The sequence below is a fragment of the Pseudomonas sp. HR96 genome (genome assembly GCF_034059295.1).
In the GTDB taxonomy this organism is placed as follows: Bacteria; Pseudomonadota; Gammaproteobacteria; order Pseudomonadales; family Pseudomonadaceae; genus Aquipseudomonas.
The window spans coordinates 1,265,626-1,286,694 of record NZ_CP139141.1; the positions used below are offsets into that span (position 1 = coordinate 1,265,626).

Annotated in this window: 16 protein-coding genes and 2 pseudogenes; 9 read left to right on the top strand and 9 right to left on the bottom strand. The window is 61.9% G+C overall.

Going from position 1 to position 21,069, the window contains the following annotated elements:
• Positions 1 to 8: 8 nt before the first annotated feature.
• Positions 9 to 719, top strand: a pseudogene (locus SFA35_RS06005) (Orn/Lys/Arg decarboxylase N-terminal domain-containing protein); the annotation flags it as partial.
• Here SFA35_RS06005 and SFA35_RS06010 read toward each other — a convergent pair.
• On the bottom strand, positions 720 to 2,864 hold the full coding sequence (locus SFA35_RS06010; RefSeq protein WP_320578862.1) for a TonB-dependent siderophore receptor: 2,145 nt from the start codon (positions 2,862 to 2,864) through the stop codon (positions 720 to 722).
• A 416-nt stretch (positions 2,865 to 3,280) separates the two neighbouring features.
• A complete protein-coding gene (locus tag SFA35_RS06015) occupies positions 3,281 to 3,739 on the bottom strand; it encodes an Hsp20 family protein (protein ID WP_320576234.1) in 459 nt (152 codons plus the stop codon).
• Positions 3,740 to 4,029: 290 nt separating this feature from the next.
• Here SFA35_RS06015 and SFA35_RS06020 point away from each other — a divergent pair, with 290 nt between their 5' ends.
• Positions 4,030 to 4,521: a phosphate-starvation-inducible PsiE family protein gene (locus tag SFA35_RS06020; RefSeq protein WP_320576236.1), complete on the top strand. Its 492-nt coding sequence runs from the start codon at positions 4,030 to 4,032 to the stop codon at positions 4,519 to 4,521.
• Between the two features lie 29 nt (positions 4,522 to 4,550).
• Here SFA35_RS06020 and SFA35_RS06025 read toward each other — a convergent pair whose 3' ends face one another.
• Together SFA35_RS06025 and SFA35_RS06030 are read right to left on the bottom strand one after the other, a co-directional pair.
• Positions 4,551 to 6,665, bottom strand: coding sequence for a response regulator (locus SFA35_RS06025; RefSeq protein ID WP_320576239.1), 2,115 nt, complete (start codon positions 6,663 to 6,665; stop codon positions 4,551 to 4,553).
• The gene (locus tag SFA35_RS06030) at positions 6,658 to 8,157 is read right to left on the bottom strand and encodes an ATPase domain-containing protein (RefSeq protein WP_320576240.1); all 1,500 of its coding nucleotides are present in this window, start codon (positions 8,155 to 8,157) and stop codon (positions 6,658 to 6,660) included. The genes SFA35_RS06025 and SFA35_RS06030 overlap by 8 nt, the downstream gene beginning before the upstream one ends.
• 332 nt (positions 8,158 to 8,489) lie before the next feature.
• On the opposite strand from SFA35_RS06030, the gene SFA35_RS06035 reads away from it, so the two are divergent.
• Positions 8,490 to 8,708, top strand: coding sequence for a hypothetical protein (locus tag SFA35_RS06035; RefSeq protein ID WP_320576242.1), 219 nt, complete (start codon positions 8,490 to 8,492; stop codon positions 8,706 to 8,708).
• 199 nt (positions 8,709 to 8,907) lie between these two features.
• Here SFA35_RS06035 and SFA35_RS06040 read toward each other — a convergent pair whose 3' ends face one another.
• On the bottom strand, positions 8,908 to 9,153 hold the full coding sequence (locus tag SFA35_RS06040; RefSeq protein WP_320576243.1) for a hypothetical protein: 246 nt from the start codon (positions 9,151 to 9,153) through the stop codon (positions 8,908 to 8,910).
• Positions 9,154 to 9,294: 141 nt separating this feature from the next.
• Between SFA35_RS06040 and SFA35_RS06045 the strand changes: the two genes are divergently transcribed.
• Positions 9,295 to 9,636 (top strand): hypothetical protein, encoded by a 342-nt coding sequence (locus tag SFA35_RS06045; RefSeq protein WP_320576245.1) that lies wholly within the window; start codon positions 9,295 to 9,297, stop codon positions 9,634 to 9,636.
• Positions 9,637 to 11,708: 2,072 nt separating this feature from the next.
• Here the strand turns inward: SFA35_RS06045 and SFA35_RS06050 are convergent.
• Together SFA35_RS06050 and norR are read right to left on the bottom strand one after the other, a co-directional pair.
• On the bottom strand, positions 11,709 to 12,314 hold the full coding sequence (locus tag SFA35_RS06050) for a transferase (protein ID WP_320576246.1): 606 nt from the start codon (positions 12,312 to 12,314) through the stop codon (positions 11,709 to 11,711).
• Positions 12,315 to 12,340: 26 nt separating this feature from the next.
• Positions 12,341 to 13,915 (bottom strand): nitric oxide reductase transcriptional regulator NorR, encoded by a 1,575-nt coding sequence (norR, locus tag SFA35_RS06055; RefSeq protein WP_320576247.1) that lies wholly within the window; start codon positions 13,913 to 13,915, stop codon positions 12,341 to 12,343.
• Between the two features lie 127 nt (positions 13,916 to 14,042).
• On the opposite strand from norR, the gene hmpA reads away from it, so the two are divergent.
• The 3 genes from hmpA (at position 14,043) to SFA35_RS06070 (ending at position 16,945) form a co-directional block, all read left to right on the top strand.
• Positions 14,043 to 15,230 carry an NO-inducible flavohemoprotein gene (gene hmpA / locus SFA35_RS06060; RefSeq protein WP_320576248.1) on the top strand — a complete coding sequence of 396 codons (1,188 nt, stop codon included), beginning with the start codon at positions 14,043 to 14,045 and terminating at the stop codon, positions 15,228 to 15,230.
• 111 nt (positions 15,231 to 15,341) lie between these two features.
• Positions 15,342 to 16,196 carry an oxidoreductase gene (locus tag SFA35_RS06065; RefSeq protein ID WP_320576249.1) on the top strand — a complete coding sequence of 285 codons (855 nt, stop codon included), beginning with the start codon at positions 15,342 to 15,344 and terminating at the stop codon, positions 16,194 to 16,196.
• Positions 16,197 to 16,276: 80 nt separating this feature from the next.
• Positions 16,277 to 16,945 carry a class I SAM-dependent methyltransferase gene (locus tag SFA35_RS06070; RefSeq protein ID WP_320576250.1) on the top strand — a complete coding sequence of 223 codons (669 nt, stop codon included), beginning with the start codon at positions 16,277 to 16,279 and terminating at the stop codon, positions 16,943 to 16,945.
• Here the strand turns inward: SFA35_RS06070 and SFA35_RS06075 are convergent.
• The gene (locus SFA35_RS06075) at positions 16,942 to 18,666 is read right to left on the bottom strand and encodes an FAD-dependent oxidoreductase (protein ID WP_320578864.1); all 1,725 of its coding nucleotides are present in this window, start codon (positions 18,664 to 18,666) and stop codon (positions 16,942 to 16,944) included. The two genes, SFA35_RS06070 and SFA35_RS06075, sit on opposite strands and share 4 nt — an antisense overlap.
• Positions 18,667 to 18,773: 107 nt before the next feature.
• Between SFA35_RS06075 and SFA35_RS06080 the strand changes: the two genes are divergently transcribed.
• Entirely contained in the window at positions 18,774 to 19,586 is an 813-nt protein-coding gene (locus tag SFA35_RS06080) for a sugar phosphate isomerase/epimerase (protein WP_320576251.1), read from the top strand.
• 82 nt (positions 19,587 to 19,668) lie between these two features.
• Here SFA35_RS06080 and SFA35_RS06085 read toward each other — a convergent pair whose 3' ends face one another.
• The gene (locus SFA35_RS06085) at positions 19,669 to 20,724 is read right to left on the bottom strand and encodes a Gfo/Idh/MocA family oxidoreductase (protein WP_320576252.1); all 1,056 of its coding nucleotides are present in this window, start codon (positions 20,722 to 20,724) and stop codon (positions 19,669 to 19,671) included.
• An 80-nt stretch (positions 20,725 to 20,804) separates the two neighbouring features.
• Between SFA35_RS06085 and SFA35_RS06090 the strand changes: the two are divergent.
• Positions 20,805 to 21,065, top strand: a pseudogene (locus SFA35_RS06090) (MotA/TolQ/ExbB proton channel family protein); the annotation flags it as partial.
• Between the last annotated feature and the right edge of the window lie 4 nt (positions 21,066 to 21,069).

Sequence of the window (21,069 nt, forward strand, 5' to 3'; positions counted from 1 at the left end):
CAGTCCTGATGAAGATGTTAAAAGTAGCCTCAAGTGCTGCGGCCCGTGCGAGTTTTCTGACTTCACGGCACATTGTCGATTTCGAGCAGACCGACTTCACGGATATCGCCGCAGCTGTCTTGACGGCAGAAGACGTGCGCAATGGTCTGGTGGCGCGGATCAGCCTGTCAGGATTCGACATCCCGATTTTCTTCGCGGTGGCAGCTGCCGACAGACTGACCGCAGACACCCTCCCGGATATCGACGCCGTGCTGATGCAGATCACTGGCGTGTTCGATCTCAACAGCGACACGGCGGAGTTCTACGGAGACAAGCTGGAAACGGCGGCCCACCTTTATGAGCTGAACCTGCTGCCCCCCTTTTTCGGGGCTCTCAAACAGTACGAGCAGTGGGGCAACTCGACCTTTGCCTGTCCCGGTCACCAAGGTGGTCAGTTCTTTCGCAAACACCCCACCGGCCGTCAGTTCTTCGAGTTCTTTGGTGAAACGCTGTTCCGTGCCGACCGCTGCAATGCAGACGTGGAGATGGGTGACCTGTTGATTCACGAAGGCCCGCCACTGCTGGCCCAGCAGCATGCTGCGCAGGTTTTCAATGCCGACAAGACTTACTTCGTACTCAACGGCACCTCAGCGTCGAACAAGGTGGTGACCACGGCGCTCCTCGCGCCGGGTGATGTCGTACTGTTTGATCGCAACAATCACAAGTCGGTGCACCAGGGCTTACCAACGAAACGCCACGGTCCCAAGCACCGTTCGCTCTTCACCCCAATAGCAACGACCCGCGTTGTTGCAGCCCGACACGTATTCCTTGTCGAACAGGTTCTTCGCGTTTACGTCCACCGACCAGTGCTTGTCGATGTCGTAACCCACCAGCGCATCCACCAGCGTCACATCGCCAGTCTTCAGCTTGCCGTACAGCGTCGGCGCGGTGTAGGCGAAGGTGTTGTCGAAGTAACGCACACCACCTCCCAGGCGCAAGCCGCCAAGCGCGCCGTCGAGGAAGCGATACGTTGCCCAGGTCGACGCCTGGTTACGCGGTATGGCCGTAAGTTGATGATCTTCCAACAGAGACCCCGGTGCGTCTTTAGTCACCCGCGCATCGGTGTAGGTGTACGACGCCATCAGGCTCAGATTACGCGTGACGTCGCTGTTGACCTCAAGCTCAATGCCCTTGGACTCGCTCTTGCCTATTTGCTGGCTGAAACCATTACTGCCCGCTACCACGTCGTGGGATTTGCTCAGGTCAAAGACTGCAGCGCTGAAGGTGCTGTTCCAGCCCTCGGGCTCATATTTCAGCCCTACTTCGTACTGTTGACTGAGGATTGGGTCGAGCAGATCCCCATTCGGCTGCGACGACTGCTGTACAGGCGTGAACGCAGTCGAATAGCTGACATACGGGGAGATGCCGTTGTCGAACTGGTACATCAAACCAGTCTGCCAGCTGAAACGGTGGTCCCAGCCGTCCAGATGAGTGCCTGCTACCGCCGCGCTGCCTGGGCGGGCCGCGCTGGCTCGGTTGCGGTATTCGCTCTGGACCCAATCCTGGCGGCCGCCCAGCAGGAAAATCCAGTTGTCATATTTGCTTTGCAGCTGGCCGTACGTGCCGTACATCTGCTGATCCAGTTGGGAGTTCTGCACGTATTGCGAAGCGTTCGGTTGCACCGGCGAGAACACCGGATTGAACACGTTGTAGGTACCACCCAAGCCCGCGTTCCAGTCCTGATTGAACGAGGTACGGTCGTAACTGGCTCCGAGCAATACAGTGTTATCCAGCGCACCAGTGATGAAGTGTCCTTCGAACTGGTTGTCCACGGAGTAGGCGACCGATTTGTTGTCGCGGTTGTACGCGGTGCTGCTCAACGTGCTGCCAAAGCCGGCCTGATTCAAATTGTTCGGCCAGGTTTCATGACGGTTCAGGCGTGACTCCATGTAGCGCGAGTTCTGACGGAACTGCCAGGTGTCGTTGATCTGATGACTGAACTCGTAACCCAGGGACCAGGTTTCGCGCTCGAAATCGTCCCAGTTCGGGTTGCCGTTGAACTGGTCCTTACCGATCTTGCCGTTGACGTTGTTCAGCAGCGTTCCGGCTGCCGGATAGCCGAGCAGCAGTTTGCTACGGTCGCGCTGATAGCTGGACAGCAAGGTCAATGCGGTGTCTTCGTCGAAATTAAGCGTCATGGATGGCGCGATATACAGACGGTCATCTGGCACTGAGTCAACCTGCGTATCGGCATTGCGGCCCAGCATCACCACTCGACCCAGGATGCGGCTATCGTCGGTCAACGGACCGGACACATCGAGCCCGAGCTGGCGGCGGTTGTTGCTGCCATAAGTAAATTTGGCCTCGCCTTGCGCGGTTTCGGTCGGTTTTTTGCTGACCAGATTGACCAGACCACCCGGCGCGTTTTCGCCGTAAAGGATCGAGCTTGGGCCACGGAAAATTTCGGTGCGCTCCAACCCATAAGGTTCGGTGGTGGTGTCATACCGATTACCCTGTAGGCGTAAGCCGTCCTTGAGCAAACCATAACCGTAGTCGGTGGCGTTGTAGCCACGGATGGAAAAAAGATCACCCGCCAGGCCGTCGCCGACGGCGAAAGGTGGCGCGAAGATACCCGGCACATAGCCCAGGATATCGGTAAGGGTCTGCGAGCCCTGATCCTGAATGCGCTGACGTGTCACCACTGAGATAGAACGCGGGGTCTCGGATAGAGGCGTGCTGGTCTTGGTGCCAACGGAACTGTTCTGTGCCTGATAACCGACAGTCTGCTGGCCTTCGGGTGCTTGTCCGGTAATGACCGAAGTAGGCAACTCCAGCGTCACGCCATCACCAGTCTGCTTGACGGGCGTGTATTCGGCGGCGGCCATGCCATGCGAACTCCAGGTACCGAGCAGCAACGCCAAGGCATTTAAGTTGGAATTTATCTTGTTGTTGCGAGCCATCTGCTTTCCCTCTCCCTTGAAGCTCCTGCGGGGCCTAGCCCCACCTGTAGCAAAATGTTTCAAAAGCGAGGAAATGTAACAGAGAGTCATTATCATTACCATTCGGATCCATCGAATCCGAACGACATAGGCATACGCCCGCACCGATCATGCAAGCTGACTGCTACGAAGGAGCACTCCACGCCGTGTTGGCTCTGCCAGCGCTTGGCTATTTCCCGATGAAATCGCTTCACTACGGCCCTGTAAGGCGCATCAGTGGCGTGGGGAAGGACTGTTGATTCGGTTGGCTCGTGATGAAAAAAGGCGCTCCGAAGAGCGCCTTTTTTAGTGGCTGCGGGTCTTTATTGCAGACTGACCTGACGCAGCTCAGGCTTGCCTTCGCCACCAATAGTGATGCGTTTAGGCTTGGCCTCTTCAGGGATCACACGCAGCAGATCGATGCTCAACAAGCCGTTGGTCAACGATGCCCCGCGCACTTCGATGTGGTCCGCCAGGCGGAACGACAGCCGGAAGGCGCGTTGTGCAATACCCTGGTGCAGATAGGTCACTGCCTTCTCGTTTTCACGTTTGCCACCGGCAACCGTCAAAACGCCTTTTTCAACCTGGATATCTAGATCCTCCTCGGCCAGGCCGGCAGCCGCGATGACGATCCGATACTGATCATCACCGTGCTTTTCGACGTTGTGAGGAGGATAGGTGTTGGGAGCCTCGCTGCGAAGCGCCGACTCGAACAGGTCGTTAAAGCGATCAAAGCCCACCGATTGACGGAACAGAGGGGCCAGCGAAAGGGTAGTAGCCATGATTCAAATCTCCTGAGTTTTCTCCAAGTGATTTAGTACGCGACCCGCTCGCGGCGTCGCGTGGGGAAAAAATTAGGGTCACTCAAAAAAAAATTCAAGAGGGGAAAATAAAATTTTTTCGCGGCGCTGGATGGCATGGGTCGGGGGGCCGCCCTGCGTCATCACGCTGAGCCGATGGATGACTACCGGGCAGCTGGGCCCCCCTTGAAAACCGGGTTGTCTCCCCTATTTTCGGAAACGATCGGGCTGGCCAGTCCGGCTGGTGCACATAGTTACCCGGGAGGTGTGTAATGGACGATCGTCAAACCGTTGAATGCCAACCTCGTAAGTCATCATTGAAGAATCTGCGCGTTCAGTGGTCGCTCATGAACGCCTATGAGCGCTTCGAACAGGTCATCGTTCTGGCGCTCGGCGTGATCATCGCGCTGGTCATCATCATGGCTCTTTTTCAGCTCTATCGACGAGTCCTGCCACTTCTGCTGGGCGGTGCGATCGATCCGCTGGACCATGGGGTTTTTCAAACGCTTTTCGGTTCGATTTTCACGGTGCTGATTGCCATGGAATTCAAGCATTCCATCGTTCGACCTGCATTTCGCAAGGACAGCATTGTTCAGGTCCGCACGGTCCTCTTGATCGCGCTGCTGGCGCTGAGTCGTAAATTCGTGATTCTCGATTCGGCAGGCACGCCAGCGACGACCATTGCGGCACTGGGTTTTGCCACGCTTGTTCTGGGGATCACCAGTTGGCTGTTGAAGGATCGCAACGACCAGAAAGCTGACTAAGCCATAGCTGGTCTTGGCTTTTTGAAGGCTCAGCCGTCCAGATCTGCATCACTTCCCGAATGCATGAGCATCTCCGAGACAGCAACGCCCAATTGCTCAAGCGTGAATGGCTTGGCGATCATCGTCATGCGGGGTCCCAGGAACTCTTCGCGGGCTGTCGCGGCCCTGGCGTAGCCCGTGACGAATACGACAGGCAGGTCCGGATAATGCTGCTGCATGATTTCGGCGAGCTGACGTCCATTCATACCGGGCAGGCCAACATCAGTGACCAGCAGGTCCAGGTGCTCGATCTGTTGCAGGGTTTCGAGCGCGTGGGAAGCGTGTTCCGCTTGAAGTACCTTGTACCCCAACTCAACTAGCGCGACATCGAGCAACAGGCGAACCGACTCGTCATCTTCAACGACCAATACTGTCCGTCCCTTGCCGTCCGAGACCGGAACAGGGTTCAGCTCGGCGCTCGCTGCAGGCTCTTCTTCGGCCTTGGGGAGAAAGAGCGTGACCGTAGTACCCTTCCCTACTTGGCTTGCCAGATGCACAAAACCGCGGCTCTGCTGGGCAAAGCCATACACCATTGATAGACCAAGACCTGTGCCTTGCCCGATCGGCTTGGTGGTGTAAAAAGGCTCAAAGACTTTGTTCAGCTGATCCTGTGCGATACCGACCCCCGTATCGCAAACCTCGATAACCACATAACGCCCTTCGCTGCCGCCAAATTGCAGGGCGGTCTGTGCATCAACGTCCACCATGCGCGTGCAGATTTTCAGTCGGCCGCCATGGGGCATGGCATCCCGGGCGTTGATTGCCAGGTTCAACAGCGCGCTTTCGAGTTGGTTGATGTCAACCCGCGCCGGGTCCAGAGGATGTTCAAACCCAAGTACAAGGTCGATTTGTTCCGTGATGCTGCGTTCAAGCAGATCACGCAGGGAATCGATCAAGGCATTTACATCGACGTTAGTGGCCTCCAGCGACTGCCGCCGGGAAAATGCGAGCAGCCGCTGAGTCAACGAAGCCGCCCGTCGCGCGGAAGTTTGCGCCGCTGCCATGAATCTGCCGAGCTCCTGATACCGAGCTTTCTCGATGCGCGAGCGCATGAGGTCCAGCGAGCCGATAACGCCCGTCAGCATGTTGTTGAAGTCATGAGCAATGCCCCCGGTCAACTGACCGACCGCTTCCATCTTCAACGACTGGCGCAGTTGTTCTTCTGCTCGAGCACGCTCCTCGCTTTCCAGTTTCAGATCCTTGAGTGCATCCTCCAAGGCCTGGGTACGCGCTCTGACCTGGTCTTCAAGGTCCTGGTTGAATTGGCGCAGCAGGATTTCATTCTGTTTTTCGGCATCAATGTCGATGATCGCGGCCGCCGCCCCCATGATCTGACCTGTGGAATCATAGAGTGGAGTGGCGCTGACTCGCGCCCATCGCGGATCGCCATTGGGCGGGGTGAATCGAAATTCATTGCCGGCCACTGCTTCACCTCTCAGGGCGCGCGCTCCGGGAAACTGTGAGGGATCGAGAGGCCTGCCGTTTTCGTCTATCGAGCTCCATTGCCGCTCAGTGGCCGGCAACCTCGAAGGGATGATGCCCTGAGGTACGAACTGTTCATAGATGGGGTTGCTGAATACGGTGCGACCCGTAACGTCCATGAAGCTCACACCGACCGGCAGGTTATCGACCAGCGCTCTGAGCTTGGCGCGTTCATCCGCCAGTTCATTGAGGCGGTCGCGCATTTCGAATTGCTTGAGCCGGGAGCGCGCGGCCGACTTTACTGCGCTGACCAGCGACGCAGAGCCCAACGGGCGCTCCAGGACGACGGTATTGGTCGCTGAACTGGGAAGACGAAGTCGCATGGACTGCGACTCCTTCCCTTGAGACTGCCTGCTGGCCAGCAGTATCAGGGGGATATCAGACCAGGGCGGCTGCTGCTCGAGGATCGACGAGAAGCGCGTCATGTCGCCCGCCAGTGATTCGTCAGTCAGAATCACTACAGCGGTATTGAGGTCGAGATGGCCGGCGAGTTCGGCCATGCTTGCGCACGCCTGGACGTCGTAGCCTTCGCGAACGAGCAATTCGGCGAGCACCAGATTATCGGCACCATACGGTGCGTTGATCAGGACGCGACTCCCTTCGAGGGAGTTTGCATCACTCACCGGATCTATCACCCAGCAGCGGGGAGTCTGGCCCGAAGTACTCGGGCGTGCCGGTCAGGACGCCGCGGAAATCAACCAGCGGCTCACCCACTTGTACACCATGCGAGTCGATTTTCAATTCTCGTATGGCATCTTCGTGAGAGCCAGTGCGGTGTTTGAGCACCGAAATCGCCTTGCGCAAACGCCCTTGAGCTTCAAAAAAACGGATGAGGAGGACCGTATCGGCAATGTAGGAAATATTCAGATTGGTGGTCATGGTGCCGACCAAACCCTGTTGTGGATTGATCAGGAAGGTCACTACGCCTAGTTGGCTCAGGTAAGACAGCAACTCATGCATTTGCAGGATCAGCTGCTGCTCTTCGGGCATGGCAGCCAGATAGCCCGTCAAGCTATCGACCACGATCATTCTTACCCCGCGGTTCTCGACTTCACTGCGTACACGCCATGCAAACTCTCCGGGCGACAGCTCGGCTGGGGAAATCTGCTGGATGACCAGACGACTACTTTCGATGTGTTTACGAAGGTCCAGGCCCATGTTCTCGGCCCGCTGCAACAGGGTACCGACGCGCTCATCGAACTCATAGATCGTGCATTTTTCACCACGCTCGCACGCCGCTGCGAGGAACTGCAAAGTGATGGTGGTTTTGCCGGTGCCCGCAGGGCCCGTGATCAGCGTACTCGTGCCTCGCACCGGGCCGCCGTTGAGCAATCGATCAAGGCCAGCAACACCGCTTGATACTTGCTGATCTTCAAATTTCACACGGTGATTGGCCGAGATCAATCGCGGGTAAACCTGCAGCCCGCCTTCCTCGATCACGAAGTCGTGATACCCGGCAATGAAATTGACCCCGCGCAGCTTCTGCACCTGCAGGCGTCTACGGGCAGCACCAAACTCCATGGTCAGCCTTTCGAGCGTTATCACTCCATGGCAGAGGCTATGCAGATGGTTGTCTCGTATGCCATCGGCGGTGGTCATGTCATCGACCAGCAGAACAGTGATATTGCGGCCGGCAAAATATTGCTTCAACGCCAGAACCTGACGCCGGTAGCGCAGGGAATCCTGCGCCAGCAGTCTCATTTCCGAAAGGCTATCGAACACCACTCGCGAAGGTTGTAGCGCTTGCACCCGTTGCTGGATCAAGCCAATAGTGTCGCCGAGCTCGGCTTCCCACGGGTGCAGTATGGATTGCTGCCTGTTTTCACCCAGCACCTCCTCGGCGGCGGATAGCTCGAATAGATCGAGTCCGGTGAGATCCCAGCCGTGGGACTGGGCCACGAACTCCAGTTCCTCAGCCGTCTCGGAAAGGGTGACGTAGAGCGCTCGCTGTCCTTGTTTCACAGCCTCCAGAAGGAACTGCAAAGCCATGGTGGTTTTGCCAGCCCCGGGGGTGCCTTCAATCAGATACAGGCGGTTGGAAGGCAGTCCACCCTTGACGATGAGATCCAGTCCCTGATTTCCTGTCGAGACCTTGGTGTTGAGTGACGTGGGCAATCAGGTAACTCCAAAAAAAGACAGCCAAGGCGCACTACCGACTTTGACGATGGAGTGCCCCGCAGGGGGTGGTGCACTAAGGTGGACTTTGCAATCGTAAGCATGTTCAGTGGTCAGCCTATCATCCCTGAATGCTAAAATCGCCCACCTTGGCAGGCCTCGGAATGCCACGGGGGAGGGGTAACGAGCAATGGCCCGGAGTCCTTCACATGGCATCCACAGTAAGGGTCGGTTCTACCTTCGCGTCCGGCTGGCGTAGGCGAATCCAGCCTTCATATCAACGTCTCACGAGCGTATAACGGTGGCCCGATTGAACCAGGAATCAAACTGCCGTGGCTGAACTGGATGCCTTCCGAGAGCGGTGCCGCAGCGCGAGGCTCAGTTATCTCTATGCCCATGCGCGGGTCGCCGACATGAGCCTGGCCCGGCACACCCAAGGGGCGCTGTGGAATGCCCGGGTGCGCGAACTGGATCGGTGCCTGGCGCTGTGGGCTCGATTGCCGCATCTGTATCCCACCATGATAGGGGTAGCCGCCTGCGCCCCTGAGTGATCGCTGTAGGCCTGAGTCTTGAATGGCACCTTGCTACCTTTGCAAAGAACGTGTCGCTGGCGATGACATGAAAGAGCAACGTGTACGCAAAACGGGATTTCGACGACACGTTGTCATCCTCATGTCGCCGCCGGCGACATGACACAGGAACCTGTACGCGAAATCAGCTTTCTGCGACACGTCCCATGGATCAAGGAAATCAACGCTGCACTGAGGCCGCTATTTCACTCAACCGCCGCTCCGTCGTCTCTTCAAACAACACCCCTAGAGCTTCCAGCTGCTCGGCGTCGAGCCCGCCTGCTGCTTCGAGCCCCAGCATGAAGCCTTCGGCGCGGGCGCCTGCCTTGACGCCTTGCAGCATGCTGTCCGACTTTTCGATCGCGGCCAGTAGCCTGGAGGCGGTTTTGCCGACGTTTTGTTCCAAATTGATTCGGTCAATGTCCATCGCTTTTTCCCTGCAAGGCCCGCACTAGACAGGTTGATAAAGTAAAGGGACTGTTTTTCGCTCGAATATCCCAATTTGGGCTATTTCGCGGCGTACGGTTAACTAGCTCGGCCTTTTCATCGAGCCGACAGGTATAGCCCCATGAACAACGAATGGATTCATTTTCCGCCGATTGGTTTGGAACAATTCGCGTCGCGCGAGGATATCGTCGAGGCCGTTTGCCGATGTCTGATGCTTGGCTGGAAACAGGTTTCGGATGAAGGCCGCGTCGAGCTGGGCTTCGACCCGGAACGGGCCGAGCTGATTGAGGAAGAAGGCCTGACCTATCTGGCCTGCATCTTTATCGACTGCGCCAATGCCACGCTGGACCAGGCGCGGGCAGCCAAGGTCCGGCGGTTGCGGGCATCGGATGTGGTGGGTCTGGTCGGACGCGTAGAAGCCGGCGAAGCTGGCGAGCGAGGCGACCCTCAACGCCGGGTTTGATTGGGCATGGGCTGCGATTCCGGCAAATGATTCAATCGGCTACCGAGGTGATGCTTTCGCCAGCTGCGCCGGCTCCTACAACGGTTCGCGATGCCCCATAGGTCGGGTAGGAGCCGGCGAAGCTGGCGAGCGATGCGGCCCTGGACGCCAGATTTGATTGGCCATGGGCTGCGATTCCGGCAAATGATTCAACCGGCTACCGAGGTGATGCCTTCGCCAGCTGCGCCGGCTCCTACAACGGTTCGCGATGCCCCACAGGTCGCGTAGGAGCCGGCGAAGCTGGCGAGCGATGCAACCCTGGACGCCAGGTTTGATTGGCCATGGGCTGCGATACCGGCAAATGATTCAATCGGCTACCGAGGTGATGCTTTCGCCAGCTGCGCCGGCTCCTACAACGGTCCGGGGGTGCCCAGGTCGTGTAGGAGCCGGCGAAGCTGGCGAGCGTTGCAACCCTGGACGCCAGGTTTGATTGGCCATGGGCTGCGATAGCGGCAAATGATTCAATCGGCCACCGAGGTGATGCTTTCGCCAGCTGCGCCGGCTCCTACAACGGTCCGGGGTGCCCAGGTCGTGTAGGAGCCGGCGAAGCTGGCGAGCGTTGCGGCCCTGGACGCTAGATTTGATTGGCCATGGGCTGCGATAGCGGCAAATGATTCAATCGGCCACCGAGGTGATGCCTTCGCTAGCTGCGCCGGCTCCTACAACGGTTCGCGATGCCCCACAGGTCGCGTAGGAGCCGGCGAAGCTGGCGAGCGATGCAGCCCTGGACGCCAGGTTTGATTGGCCATGGGCTGCGATTCCGGCAAATGATTCAATCGGCTACCGAGGTGATGCTTTCGCCAGCTGCGCCGGCTCCTACAACGGTTCGCGATGCCCCACAGGTCGCGTAGGAGCCGGCGAAGCTGGCGAGCGATGCAACCCTGGACGCCAGGTTTGATTGGCCATGGGCTGCGATTCCGGCAAATGATTCAACTGGCTACCGAGGTGATGCCTTCGCTAGCTGCGCCGGCTCCTACAACGGTCCGGGGGTGCCCAGGTCGTGTAGGAGCCGGCGAAGCTGGCGAGCGTTGCAACCCTGGACGCCAGGTTTGATTGGCCATGGGCTGCGATTCCGGCAAATGTTCAACCGGCTACCGCAGTGATGCCTTCGCCAGCTGCGCCGGCTCCTACAACGGTTCGCGATGCCCCACAGGTCGGGTAGGAGCCGGCGAAGCTGGCGAGCGAGGCGACCCTCAACGCCGGGTTTGATTGGGCATGGGCTGCGATGCCGGCAAATGATTCAACCGGCTACCGAGGTGATGCTTTCGCCAGCTGCGCCGGCTCCTACAACGGTCCGGGGGTGCCCAGGTCGTGTAGGAGCCGGCGAAGCTGGCGAGCGTTGCAACCCTGGACGCCAGGTTTGATTGGCCATGGGCTGCGATAGCGGCAAATGATTCAATCGGCCACCGAGGTGATGCTTTCGCCAGCTGCGCCGGCTCCTACAACGGTCCGGGGTGCCCAGGTCGTGTAGGAGCCGGCGAAGCTGGCGAGCGTTGCGGCCCTGGACGCTAGATTTGATTGGCCATGGGCTGCGATTCCGGCAAATGATTCAACTGGCTACCGAGGTGATGCCTTCGCCAGCTGCGCCGGCTCCTACAACGGTCCGGGGGTGCCCAGGTCGTGTAGGAGCCGGCGAAGCTGGCGAGCGATGCAACCCTGGACGCCAGGTTTGATTGGCCATGGGCTGCGATTCCGGCAAATGATTCAACCGGCTACCGAGGTGATGCCTTCGCCAGCTGCGCCGGCTCCTACAACGGTTCGCGATGCCCCACAGCTCGCGTAGGAGCCGGCGAAGCTGGCGAGCGATGCAACCCTGGACGCCAGGTTTGATTGGCCATGGGCTGCGATACCGGCAAATGATTCAATCGGCTACCGAGGTGATGCTTTCGCCAGCTGCGCCGGCTCCTACAACGGTCCGGGGTGCCCAGGTCGTGTAGGAGCCGGCGAAGCTGGCGAGAGAAGCAACACCGGACGCCAGGCTTGATTGGCCATAGTAGCCACCTGTGGCCAGCCGAAAGCCAGGTTCACGGGGCTCAGCCGAATTGATCGACCAGCTCCAGGCGCTTCACCCGGCCGTCCACCGGCAGCACCGCCCCCGGCGCGATCACCGCATTGGCGCCTATCTTGCAGCCATCGCCCACCAGGGCGCCGAATTTGCTGACGCCGGTTTCGATGACGGCGTCGCCGTAACGGACACGGATATCGGCGCCGTCCATCTCGTTGCGGTAGTTGGCGATGATCGCTCCGGCTTCGACATTGACCCGTTCACCCAGCAGCGAATCGCCGACGAAGTTGAAGTGCGCGACCTTGCTGCCGTCGAGCATGAACACCGTCTTGAGCTCGCAGCTGGGCCCGACGATGCAGTCGGCGCCCAGGTACACGCCGCCGCGCAGGTAGGCGCCGGCGGCGACGAAGGCGTTGCCGCCGATGATGATGGCGCCCTTGAGCACGGCGCCGTTTTCGACCGTGGCGGTTTCGTGGATCGCGATGTCGCCCTGGCGTTGGTAACCCGGGCCGAGGCGGTCGAGCAGGGTGCGGATGTGGGTTTCGCAGTGCTGGGTGATTTGCCAGGGCGCCAGCGCGGGCAGATCAAGGCCAGGCCAAAGGCGGATGTAGCGGGAAACATCGGGTGTGTGCATGTTTGGAACTCCCGGAGGCGGCCGCCTCATTCGATACCCAGGCGATGGGCCAGGCGCGCCAGGTTGGCGCGGTCCAGGTTGAGGTCGCGGGCAGCGGCGGCCAGGTTGCCGTTGTGGCGTTGGAGGGTGTTTTGCAGCAGTTGTTTCTTGAACTGGTCGACTGCTTCACGAAAGTCGACCGGGCCCTCAGGCGTGGCCAGGGCCTGCGCTTGCGCCGTCGCTGCAGGCGTCTGGGTGTCCACCGGCAGATCGAGGTCCTGCACGTCCAGCGACAGAACGCCGTTGCGCTCGCTGTCCGCCGCACGTTTGCGCAACTTGAGCACAGCACGGGCCAGCAGGTATTCCAGCTCGCGGATGTTGCCGGGCCAGGGGTAGGCGGTGAGCGCGTTGCGTGCGGCGGCGCTCAAGCGCAGCGCCGGCAGGCCGACGCGCCAGCGGTTTTCCTCGGCGAAGGCGCCGGCCAGTAGAAGGATGTCGTCGCGGCGCTCGCGCAGCGGCGGCACGGGCAGCGGGTAGACGCTGAGGCGGTGGTAGAGGTCGGCGCGAAAGCGCCCGGCGCGGACCTCGGCAATGAGGTCGCGGTTGGTGGCCACGAGCAGGCGGATGTCGACGGTGTGGCTCTTGTCCGAGCCGACCCGTTGCAGGTGGCCGCCTTGCAGCACCCGCAGCAGCTTGGCCTGCACGGCCAGCGGCAGTTCGCCGATTTCATCGAGAAACAGCGTGCCGCCATGGGCCATCTCGAATTTGCCCAGGCGGTTGTCGATGGCCCCGGAGAAGGCGCCTTTGACGTGGCCGAACAATTCACTTTCCACCAGATGCTCGGGCAGGGCGGCACAGTTGACGCTGATCATCGGCTTGCCCGCGCGCGCCGAATGTTCGTGCAGGTGGCGGGCCACCAACTCCTTGCCCACGCCGGTTTCGCCGGTGATCAGCACGGTGAGGTCGCTCGGTGCCACCAGTTCGATCTCGCTGAGCAGCTGCTTGAACGCCGCGCTCTGGCCGATCATCGGTTGCACCGCCGGTTGCCGCGCCAGGCGCCAGGCTTCGGCGCGGCCCCGCTCGCCCTCGACGCTGCGGCGCAGCTCGTCGAAGTGCGCGGCGGCGACCACGGTAGCGGCGGCCAGGCGGGCGAAGGTTTCCACGGTGTGCAGGTCGGCGTCGGTGAACTGCCCGACCTGCAAGGCGTCCAGGGTCAGCACGCCCCAGACCTGCTCGTTGATGCGCAGCGCGCAGCCCATGCAGTCATGCACCGGCAGGGCACTGCTGCCGATCAAGCCGTCGTAAGGGTCGGGCAGGCCGCAGTCGGTGGCGAACAGTATGGCCCCCGGTGCGTCGACGATGGCCTGCAGGCGTGGGTGGCTGGCCACTGGATAGCGCCGCGCCATGGCGTCGATGGCCAGGCCGTGGGCCGCCTGGGGCACCAGCACGGCGCCGTCCAGGCGCAGCAGGGCGACCGCATCACTGGGCAGCAGGTTGAGCAGGGCGTGCAGCACGCGCTGATAGCGGATCTGCGCCGGGATCTCCTCGGCCAGGTCGCTGAGCAATGGCAGCAGCGCCCGCAACGTCTCGGTCTGCTGGGTCGAATTGACCTGTTTTTTCATGAGGAGGTCTTTTTGACTATGTCGCTATGACACTATTTGACGTCATAGCCATTGATTTATAAGGATTTTATTCCTGGCACGACGGTTGCTCTTTCCACTGCAGGCATTACCTTACTGGAGCACGACCATGCTGACTACTGAGCAACGCGCCATCATCACCGCCACCGTACCTCTGCTGGAAACCGGCGGCGAAACCCTGACCACGCATTTCTATCGGACCCTGCTGGCCGATCATCCCGAGGTGCGCCCGCTGTTCAACCAGGCGCACCAGGCGGACGGAACCCAGCCGCGCGCGCTGGCCAATGGCGTGCTGATGTACGCGCGCAATATCGACCGCCTGGAAAACCTCGGGCCCTTGGCCGGGCAGATCATCAACAAACACGTGGCGCTGCAGATCCTGCCGGAGCATTACCCGATCGTCGGCCGCTGCCTCTTGCAGGCCATCGGCGAGGTGCTCGGCGCCGAGATTGCCACCGATGCGGTCATCGATGCCTGGGCCGCGGCCTATGGGCAATTGGCCGATCTGCTGATAGAGGCCGAGACGGCTGTGTATGCGGCCCAGGCCGCCGCGCCCGGCGGCTGGCGTGGCGCACGGGATTTCCAGGTGTTGTCCAAGGTGGCCGAGAGCAGCGAGATCACTTCGTTCTATCTGCAGGCGGTGGACGGCCAGGCGGTGATCAGTCACCAGCCGGGCCAGTACATCGGCTTGCGCCTGTGGGTCGACGGTCGGGAAGTGCGCCGCAACTATTCCTTGTCGGCCGCTGGCAACGGCCTGGGCTACCGCATCAGTGTCAAACGCGAAACCGGCGGTGTGGCTTCCAACTTCCTGCATGACCGCATCGAGGAAGGCCACGTGCTGCAACTGTACCCGCCGTCAGGGCAGTTCACTCTCAATGGCGGCGACAAGCCGCTCGTGCTGATCAGCGGCGGAGTGGGCATCACGCCCACCTTGGCCATGGCCGACGCGGCGCTGGCGGCAGGCAAGCGGCCGGTGGTCTTCATCCACTACGCCCGCAATGCCCAGGTGCAGGCCTTTCAGGGCGAGCTGGCCCGCTGGCAGCAGACGTATGCGCAGTTCAAGGGTTACGTGGTGCACGAGTCGGCCGGCGGCGTTGCCGATGCCGTCGGCCGGCCAGATGTCGAGCACTTGGCGCAATGGTTGCCCACTGACCGCGACCTCGACGCCTACTTCCTCGGACCCAAGCCGTTCATGGCGTTCATCGACCAGGCCCTCGCCGAGCTGGGCGTGCCGGCAGGGCAGCGGCATTACGAGTTCTTCGGCCCGGCGCAGAGCTTGGCGCAGGCACTTGCCTGAAACCCTTGCCTGATCCTGCACTTGTGCCGTGGCAGGGGGCATTTCATGAAACGACCCGGGCAAACGCCGGTCGCAATCATCAAGCGCCTTTCACCACGGAGACTCATGCTCATGGCTAACGATACTGCAACCACGCCGGTCTGGTTGATCACCGGCTGCTCCACCGGCTTCGGCCACGAACTGGCCAAGCTGGTCATCGCCCGCGGCTGGCGGGTGGTCGCCACCGCGCGGGACAAGTCGCGGGTCGCCGAACTGGCCCGGGGCGCCGAGAAGCGGGTGCTGACGGTTGACCTGGACGTGACCCAGGCCGATCAGGTCAAGCAGGTGGTCGCCGCCGCCCAGCAGCGCTTCGGCCGCGTCGATGTGCTGGTCAACAATGCCGGCTACGGCTACCAGAGCTCGATCGAGGAAGGCGAGGAGCAGGAGATTCGTGCGCAGTTCGACGCCAACGTCTTCGGCCTGTTCGCCATCACTCGGGCAGTGCTGCCGATCATGCGCGCCCAGCGCAGCGGGCACATTATCAACATCACCTCGGTGGCGGGGCTGATCGGCTTCCAGGGCTCTGGCTACTACGCGGCCTCCAAGCACGCCGTGGAGGGTTTTTCCGATGCGCTCAGTGCCGAGGTCAAGCCGCTGGGCATCTCGGTCACCTGCGTCGAGCCGGGGCCGTTTCGCACCGACTGGGCCGGGCGCTCGCTGCGCCAGACGCCGTCGCGTATCGATGATTACAAGGAGACTGCGGCCAAGCGCCTGGACTCGACCAAACAGTCCAGCGGCACCCAGGCCGGTGACCCGGTGCGGGCTGGCGAGGCGATGATCGCCTTGACCGAAAAGCCTGATGCGCCGCGCCATCTGGTGCTGGGCAGCTGGGGCTACGAGACGGTGCTGGCGGACCGCCAGGCACGGCTCAAGCAGATCGAGGCGGTGCGCGATATCAGCATGGGAGCGGATTTTCCGAAAAGCTGAAGTCGGGCAGTGGCCTGCTTTACATTTACGGCCACCGACCTACTATCGATCCAATACCGCCTCAGGTCATTGGAGAACCCATGCTTACCATTCAGGAACTCAACGCCTTCATCGCCAACCCGGCCATGCACGACAGCGTCACGCAAGTCTGGAACCTGGTCGGCGAGCATTACGTCCAGGCCCAGGCGACGCTGACGGCCGAGACGGCGATGGAGCGGCGGGAGTTGTCGTTCCATGACCACGTGCGCTTGCTCGGCTACCTTTGCGTGCTGCTGGAGGGCGTACCCGGCGACCTGGTGGAGATCGGCGTGTGGAAGGGCAAGTCGCTGGTGCTGATGAACGAGATCAGCAACCGCCAGCGTCGCGTCATCGGCATGGACCCCTTCGCGCTGCCCAAGCAGTTCGAGGAGTTCGACCACTATCGCCGGCAGTTCCTTCCGGACGCCCTGTTCATTCGCGGTTTTTCCGAGTTCTGCGCCGAGCACTTCTACAAGATGGCGCCCAAGGTGGCGCTGCTGCACATCGACGGCGGGCACACTGGGCGCAATGTGCTGCTGGATTTCCTGCTGTATTCGCCCAGCGTGGTGTCGGGCGGCTTCGTGGTGTTCGACGACTACGGCGACTTCCAGCACTCCCCTGAAGTCGGCCCGGCCGTTGACTTGCTGCGTGCCGGCGGCTACTTCCAGGGGTTCCATGTGCTGGGGCCGGTGGGCGGGTTCGAGAACAGTTACGTGTTGCAGCGTCTTTAAGCTTCCCGCGCCGTGACGCCAGCGGCATGCCGCCCGGCGACGTAGCCAAAGGTCAGCGCCGGGCCCAGGTTGATGCCCCCCGAAGGGTAGAAACCGCCCATCACGCTGGCCATGTCGGTGCCCACGGCGTACAGACCATCGATCACGTTGCCAGCCTCGTTGAGGACCTGCGCCTGGCCATTGGTCTTGAGTCCGGCGAAGGTGCCGAAACTGCCGGGTCGTACTTTTACCGCATAGAACGGACCCTGCTCGATGGGCGCCACGCAGGGGTTGCCGGAGGTGATCAACGGGTCGCCCATCTTGCGGTTGTAGGCGGTATTGCCACGGCCGAACTCGGGGTCTTCGCCACGGCGGGCGTGCTCGTTGAAGCTCATGACCGTCTGCACCAGGGTCGGCGCGTCAATGCCGCAGGTGCGGGCCAGTTCCTCGATGTTGTTGCCGCACTTGAGGTAGCCATTGCGCAGTGCCGGCCCCACCGGCAGCGGGAACGGACGGGCGATGCCCAGGCCGAAACGGCGCTGGAAGCGCTGGTCGCAGATCAGCCAGGAGGCCACTTCCTCACCCTCCGGCGCCTGAGCGACCATGGCGGCGGTGTAATCGTAATAGCCGTCGGCCTCGTTGCAGAAGCGCTTGCCGGTGGACAGCACGCCGATGATGCCGGGCTTGCCGCGCTCGATGATGTGCGGGAAGTGGCCGTGGCGGCCGTCGGCATAGGGCACCCGGGAGACCGGAGCCCAGGCGGCGGGGGAGGCGACGTCGGTGTCGAGCACGCCGCCCGCCGCTTCGCCGAGGCGGATGCCATCGCCCGAACACTCTTCGGGTGGCAGTGCGAGGTGCTCGGCCCCGGTCGGGGTGCGCGGGAACAGCGCCTGGCGCCGCTGACGATCGTGGGCAAAGCCGCCGGCGGCGAGCACCACGCCCTTGCTTGCGCGTATGCGTAGCGGCCCCCTGGGGGTGTCGACGGCAGCGCCGACCACCTTGCCCGCGTCGAGCAGCAACTCGCGCGCCGGTGCCGACTCGATCAGCAGCACGCCCAGGTCCTCGGCGGACTTGGCCAGGCGCCCGGTCAGTGCCACGCCGTTGACCAGCTGCATGGCGCGGCCGTGCAGGGCCAGGTCACGCAGGTGCCTGAGAAAGCGCTTGGTCACATGCACGAAGGAGCGACGCGAGCGGGTCATGGTCAGAAACGCGCCGAGGTCCGGCCCGGCCATGATCGGCATGCCAAGGAATGAAGTTTCCCGCATGGTCTTGCGCATGCGTTTGATCAGCCGACCCATCTTGCGGCCATCGTAGGGCGCGGCGATTACCTGATGGCCTTGGGTGGCAGCGCCGGGGACATTGCCGTGCACGTCGGGTATGCCATTGCCATCGGCCCACTGCAGCGCCGTGTGCTGCTCGAAGAACGCCACCATGTGCGGCGCGTTGTCGAGAAAAGCGTCGACACGTTCGGCGTTGTAGCGGCTGCCCAGTTCGTTTTTGAGATAGGTGCGCGGCTGCTGCGGGTCTTCGTGGATGCCAGCGCGCTGCGCCAGCGGGTTACCTGGCACCCAGGCCCAACCCCCGGACCAGGCCGTCGCGCCGCCGAAGTACTGATGCTTTTCCACGACCACGACCCGCAGGCCGTGCCAGGCGGCAGTGACAGCGGCGGCGAGGCCGGAGGCGCCGGAACCGATCACCAGCAGGTCGCAGTCGATTTCACGGGCATGGGGCAGGGTGTTCATGGTCACGGCGGCGGCACCTTGAGGGACATTTCATGATTTCTGGCTTGAAGAATAATGGAATCGAGTTCTAAATAACAGCTACCTGCTGACTGCCAGACGAGCTGCCCATGACCTCACAGATTTTCTCCCTTGCCGCCCTGACGGTGCTTGAGCTGTCCCCACCGGACATGATCGAAGCGGCAGCTCGCGCGGGTTACAGCCATGTGGGCCTGCGCCTGGAACCGGCCACGGCCGAGGAGCATCACTTTGCCTTGATGACCGACCTCGCATTGCGCCAGCAAACGGCCAAGGCGCTGCGCGATACCGGAGTGAAGGTGCTGGACATCGAAATACTGCGCCTCAAGCCGCACACCGAGGTGAAGGAGTTCGAGCGGTTTCTCGACGTTGGCGCGCAATTCGGGGCCACCGAGCTGCTGATTGCCGGCAACGATCCGGACGAGGGGCGGCTCACCAACCACTTTGCCGAGCTGTGCGACCTGGCGTTGCCCTTCGGGATTTATCCACATCTGGAGTTCATGCCCTGGACCGACTCGCCCAACCTCGGCCATGCCCTGCGGGTGGTAGCCAATGCCGGACGGCCGAACGGCTGCGTGCTGGTCGATGCCTTCCATTTCAACCGCTCGCGCTCGTCGCTGGCCGATCTTGCCGCTGCGGTGCAGACCAACCCGCAGCGCTTTCGCTACGCGCAGATGTGCGACGTGCTGGGGCCGGTGCCCGACGACATGGCCGAAATTTTGCGCCAGGCGCGCACCGAGCGACGTTTTCCCGGCGATGGTGATTGTGACCTGCCCGGGTTGTTGGCGGCGCTGCCCCAGGGCGTGCCCATCAGCATCGAGGCGCCAACCCGCCAGCAGCAGCCGCTCGACGGTTACGAGCGCGCGGCAGCGGGGCTGGGCAAGATGCGCAAGCTTCTGCGCTGAAATCCAAATCTCGCGGGCTCTGCCCGCTCCCACGCAAGTGTCGGGGGTGATGCCCCCTCCCACCGGCCGTCCGCGCGGCCTATCACCGCCAGACAGCCGTCTGCACCACCTCTCCACTGCGCGCGGCCTCGGCGATCGCTTCGACGATCAGCAGGTTGCGCAGCCCATCGCGCGCGGTCACCAGCGGCTGCGCCTGGCCACGAATCACTGCGCAGAAATGCGCCAGCTGTCGCGCCAGCGGGTCATCGCGCTGCGCCGTCGCCACGCTGCACTCGAACGGCTTGAACCACGAGCGATCAGCCGGCTGGCCGTAGCGTTTCAAGCGCAGGGTGGGCACCGACAAAGTGCCGTCCTTGCCGCTGATGACGTAGCAATCCTCGTCGGCATAGCGGGCGTAATCGGGATTTTCCCCGGAGGTCTGTTCCCAACTGCGCGCGCTGGCGGCGCTGTCCGACAGCAGGAAGGTGCCGAGCACGCCATTGGCGAAGCGCAGGCCGATTGCCACTGTGTCTTCCACGGCGAAGCCCCGCGCATGGCTGGACTGCATCGCTTGCACGGCGACGATCTCGCCGCACAACGAGCGCAGGTTGCCGATCTCGTGAATCAGGTTGATCAGAATCGGCCCGCCGCCCTCCTGACGCCGCCACGGCGCGGCGTCGAAGTAATCGTCCGGCTTGTAGAACAGGGCGCTGCCCTGCACCGCGACCAGGTCGCCCAACTGCCCCTCGGCGATCAACTCCCGGGCCCGCTGCAGCATCGGGCTGTGGGCGCGGTGATGACCGACCAGCACCTTGGCGTCGACGGCCTCGGCCCGCTCGCACAGGTGCAGCCCTTGTTCGACGCTGTGCGCCAGCGGTTTTTCCACCAGCACCGCGACCCCGGCTTCGATGCAGTGCAGGGCCTGCTCGACGTGCAGGGCGTTAGGGGTGGCGAGGATGACGCCGTCCGGTTGCTGCGCGGCGAACAGCTGCGCGAGGTCGGCGTACTGAGGCACGCCAAGCTCCGTCAGGTACGCGGCTGCGGCGGGCAATGGGTCGACCACCGCGAGCAATTGGCAGTCGGCGCTGGCCCGTACCAGCTCGACGTGGCGGCGGCCGATGGCGCCGATTCCAGCGATGGCAATTTTCAGTTTTGGCATGGCAGCAGGTCCTGTTTTTTGTCCGATTATTTAGAACCGAATTCCACTTAATCGCAACCTGTGCAGTTGATTCTTGTCACACCTTCAAGGCGCTGGCCAGCGCCGGGGTGTCGGACCCCGGGCAGACCTGCGCCGGCATCGGCACGGCGTTATATGCCACCGGCCTGGGCATCGCCATCGCGCTAGGCTGTGTGGTGTTCCATAATCTGTTTCAGGACCGCCAGGAGCGCATCAACGATCTGCTCAAGATGCTGCTGATTCACGCGGCCATGGGCGCGCGGCCCCGGGCCGAAGTGCACCTGGCCGCCCCTGCGGCGCCGGGCCACTACCGTACGGCATAGGCAA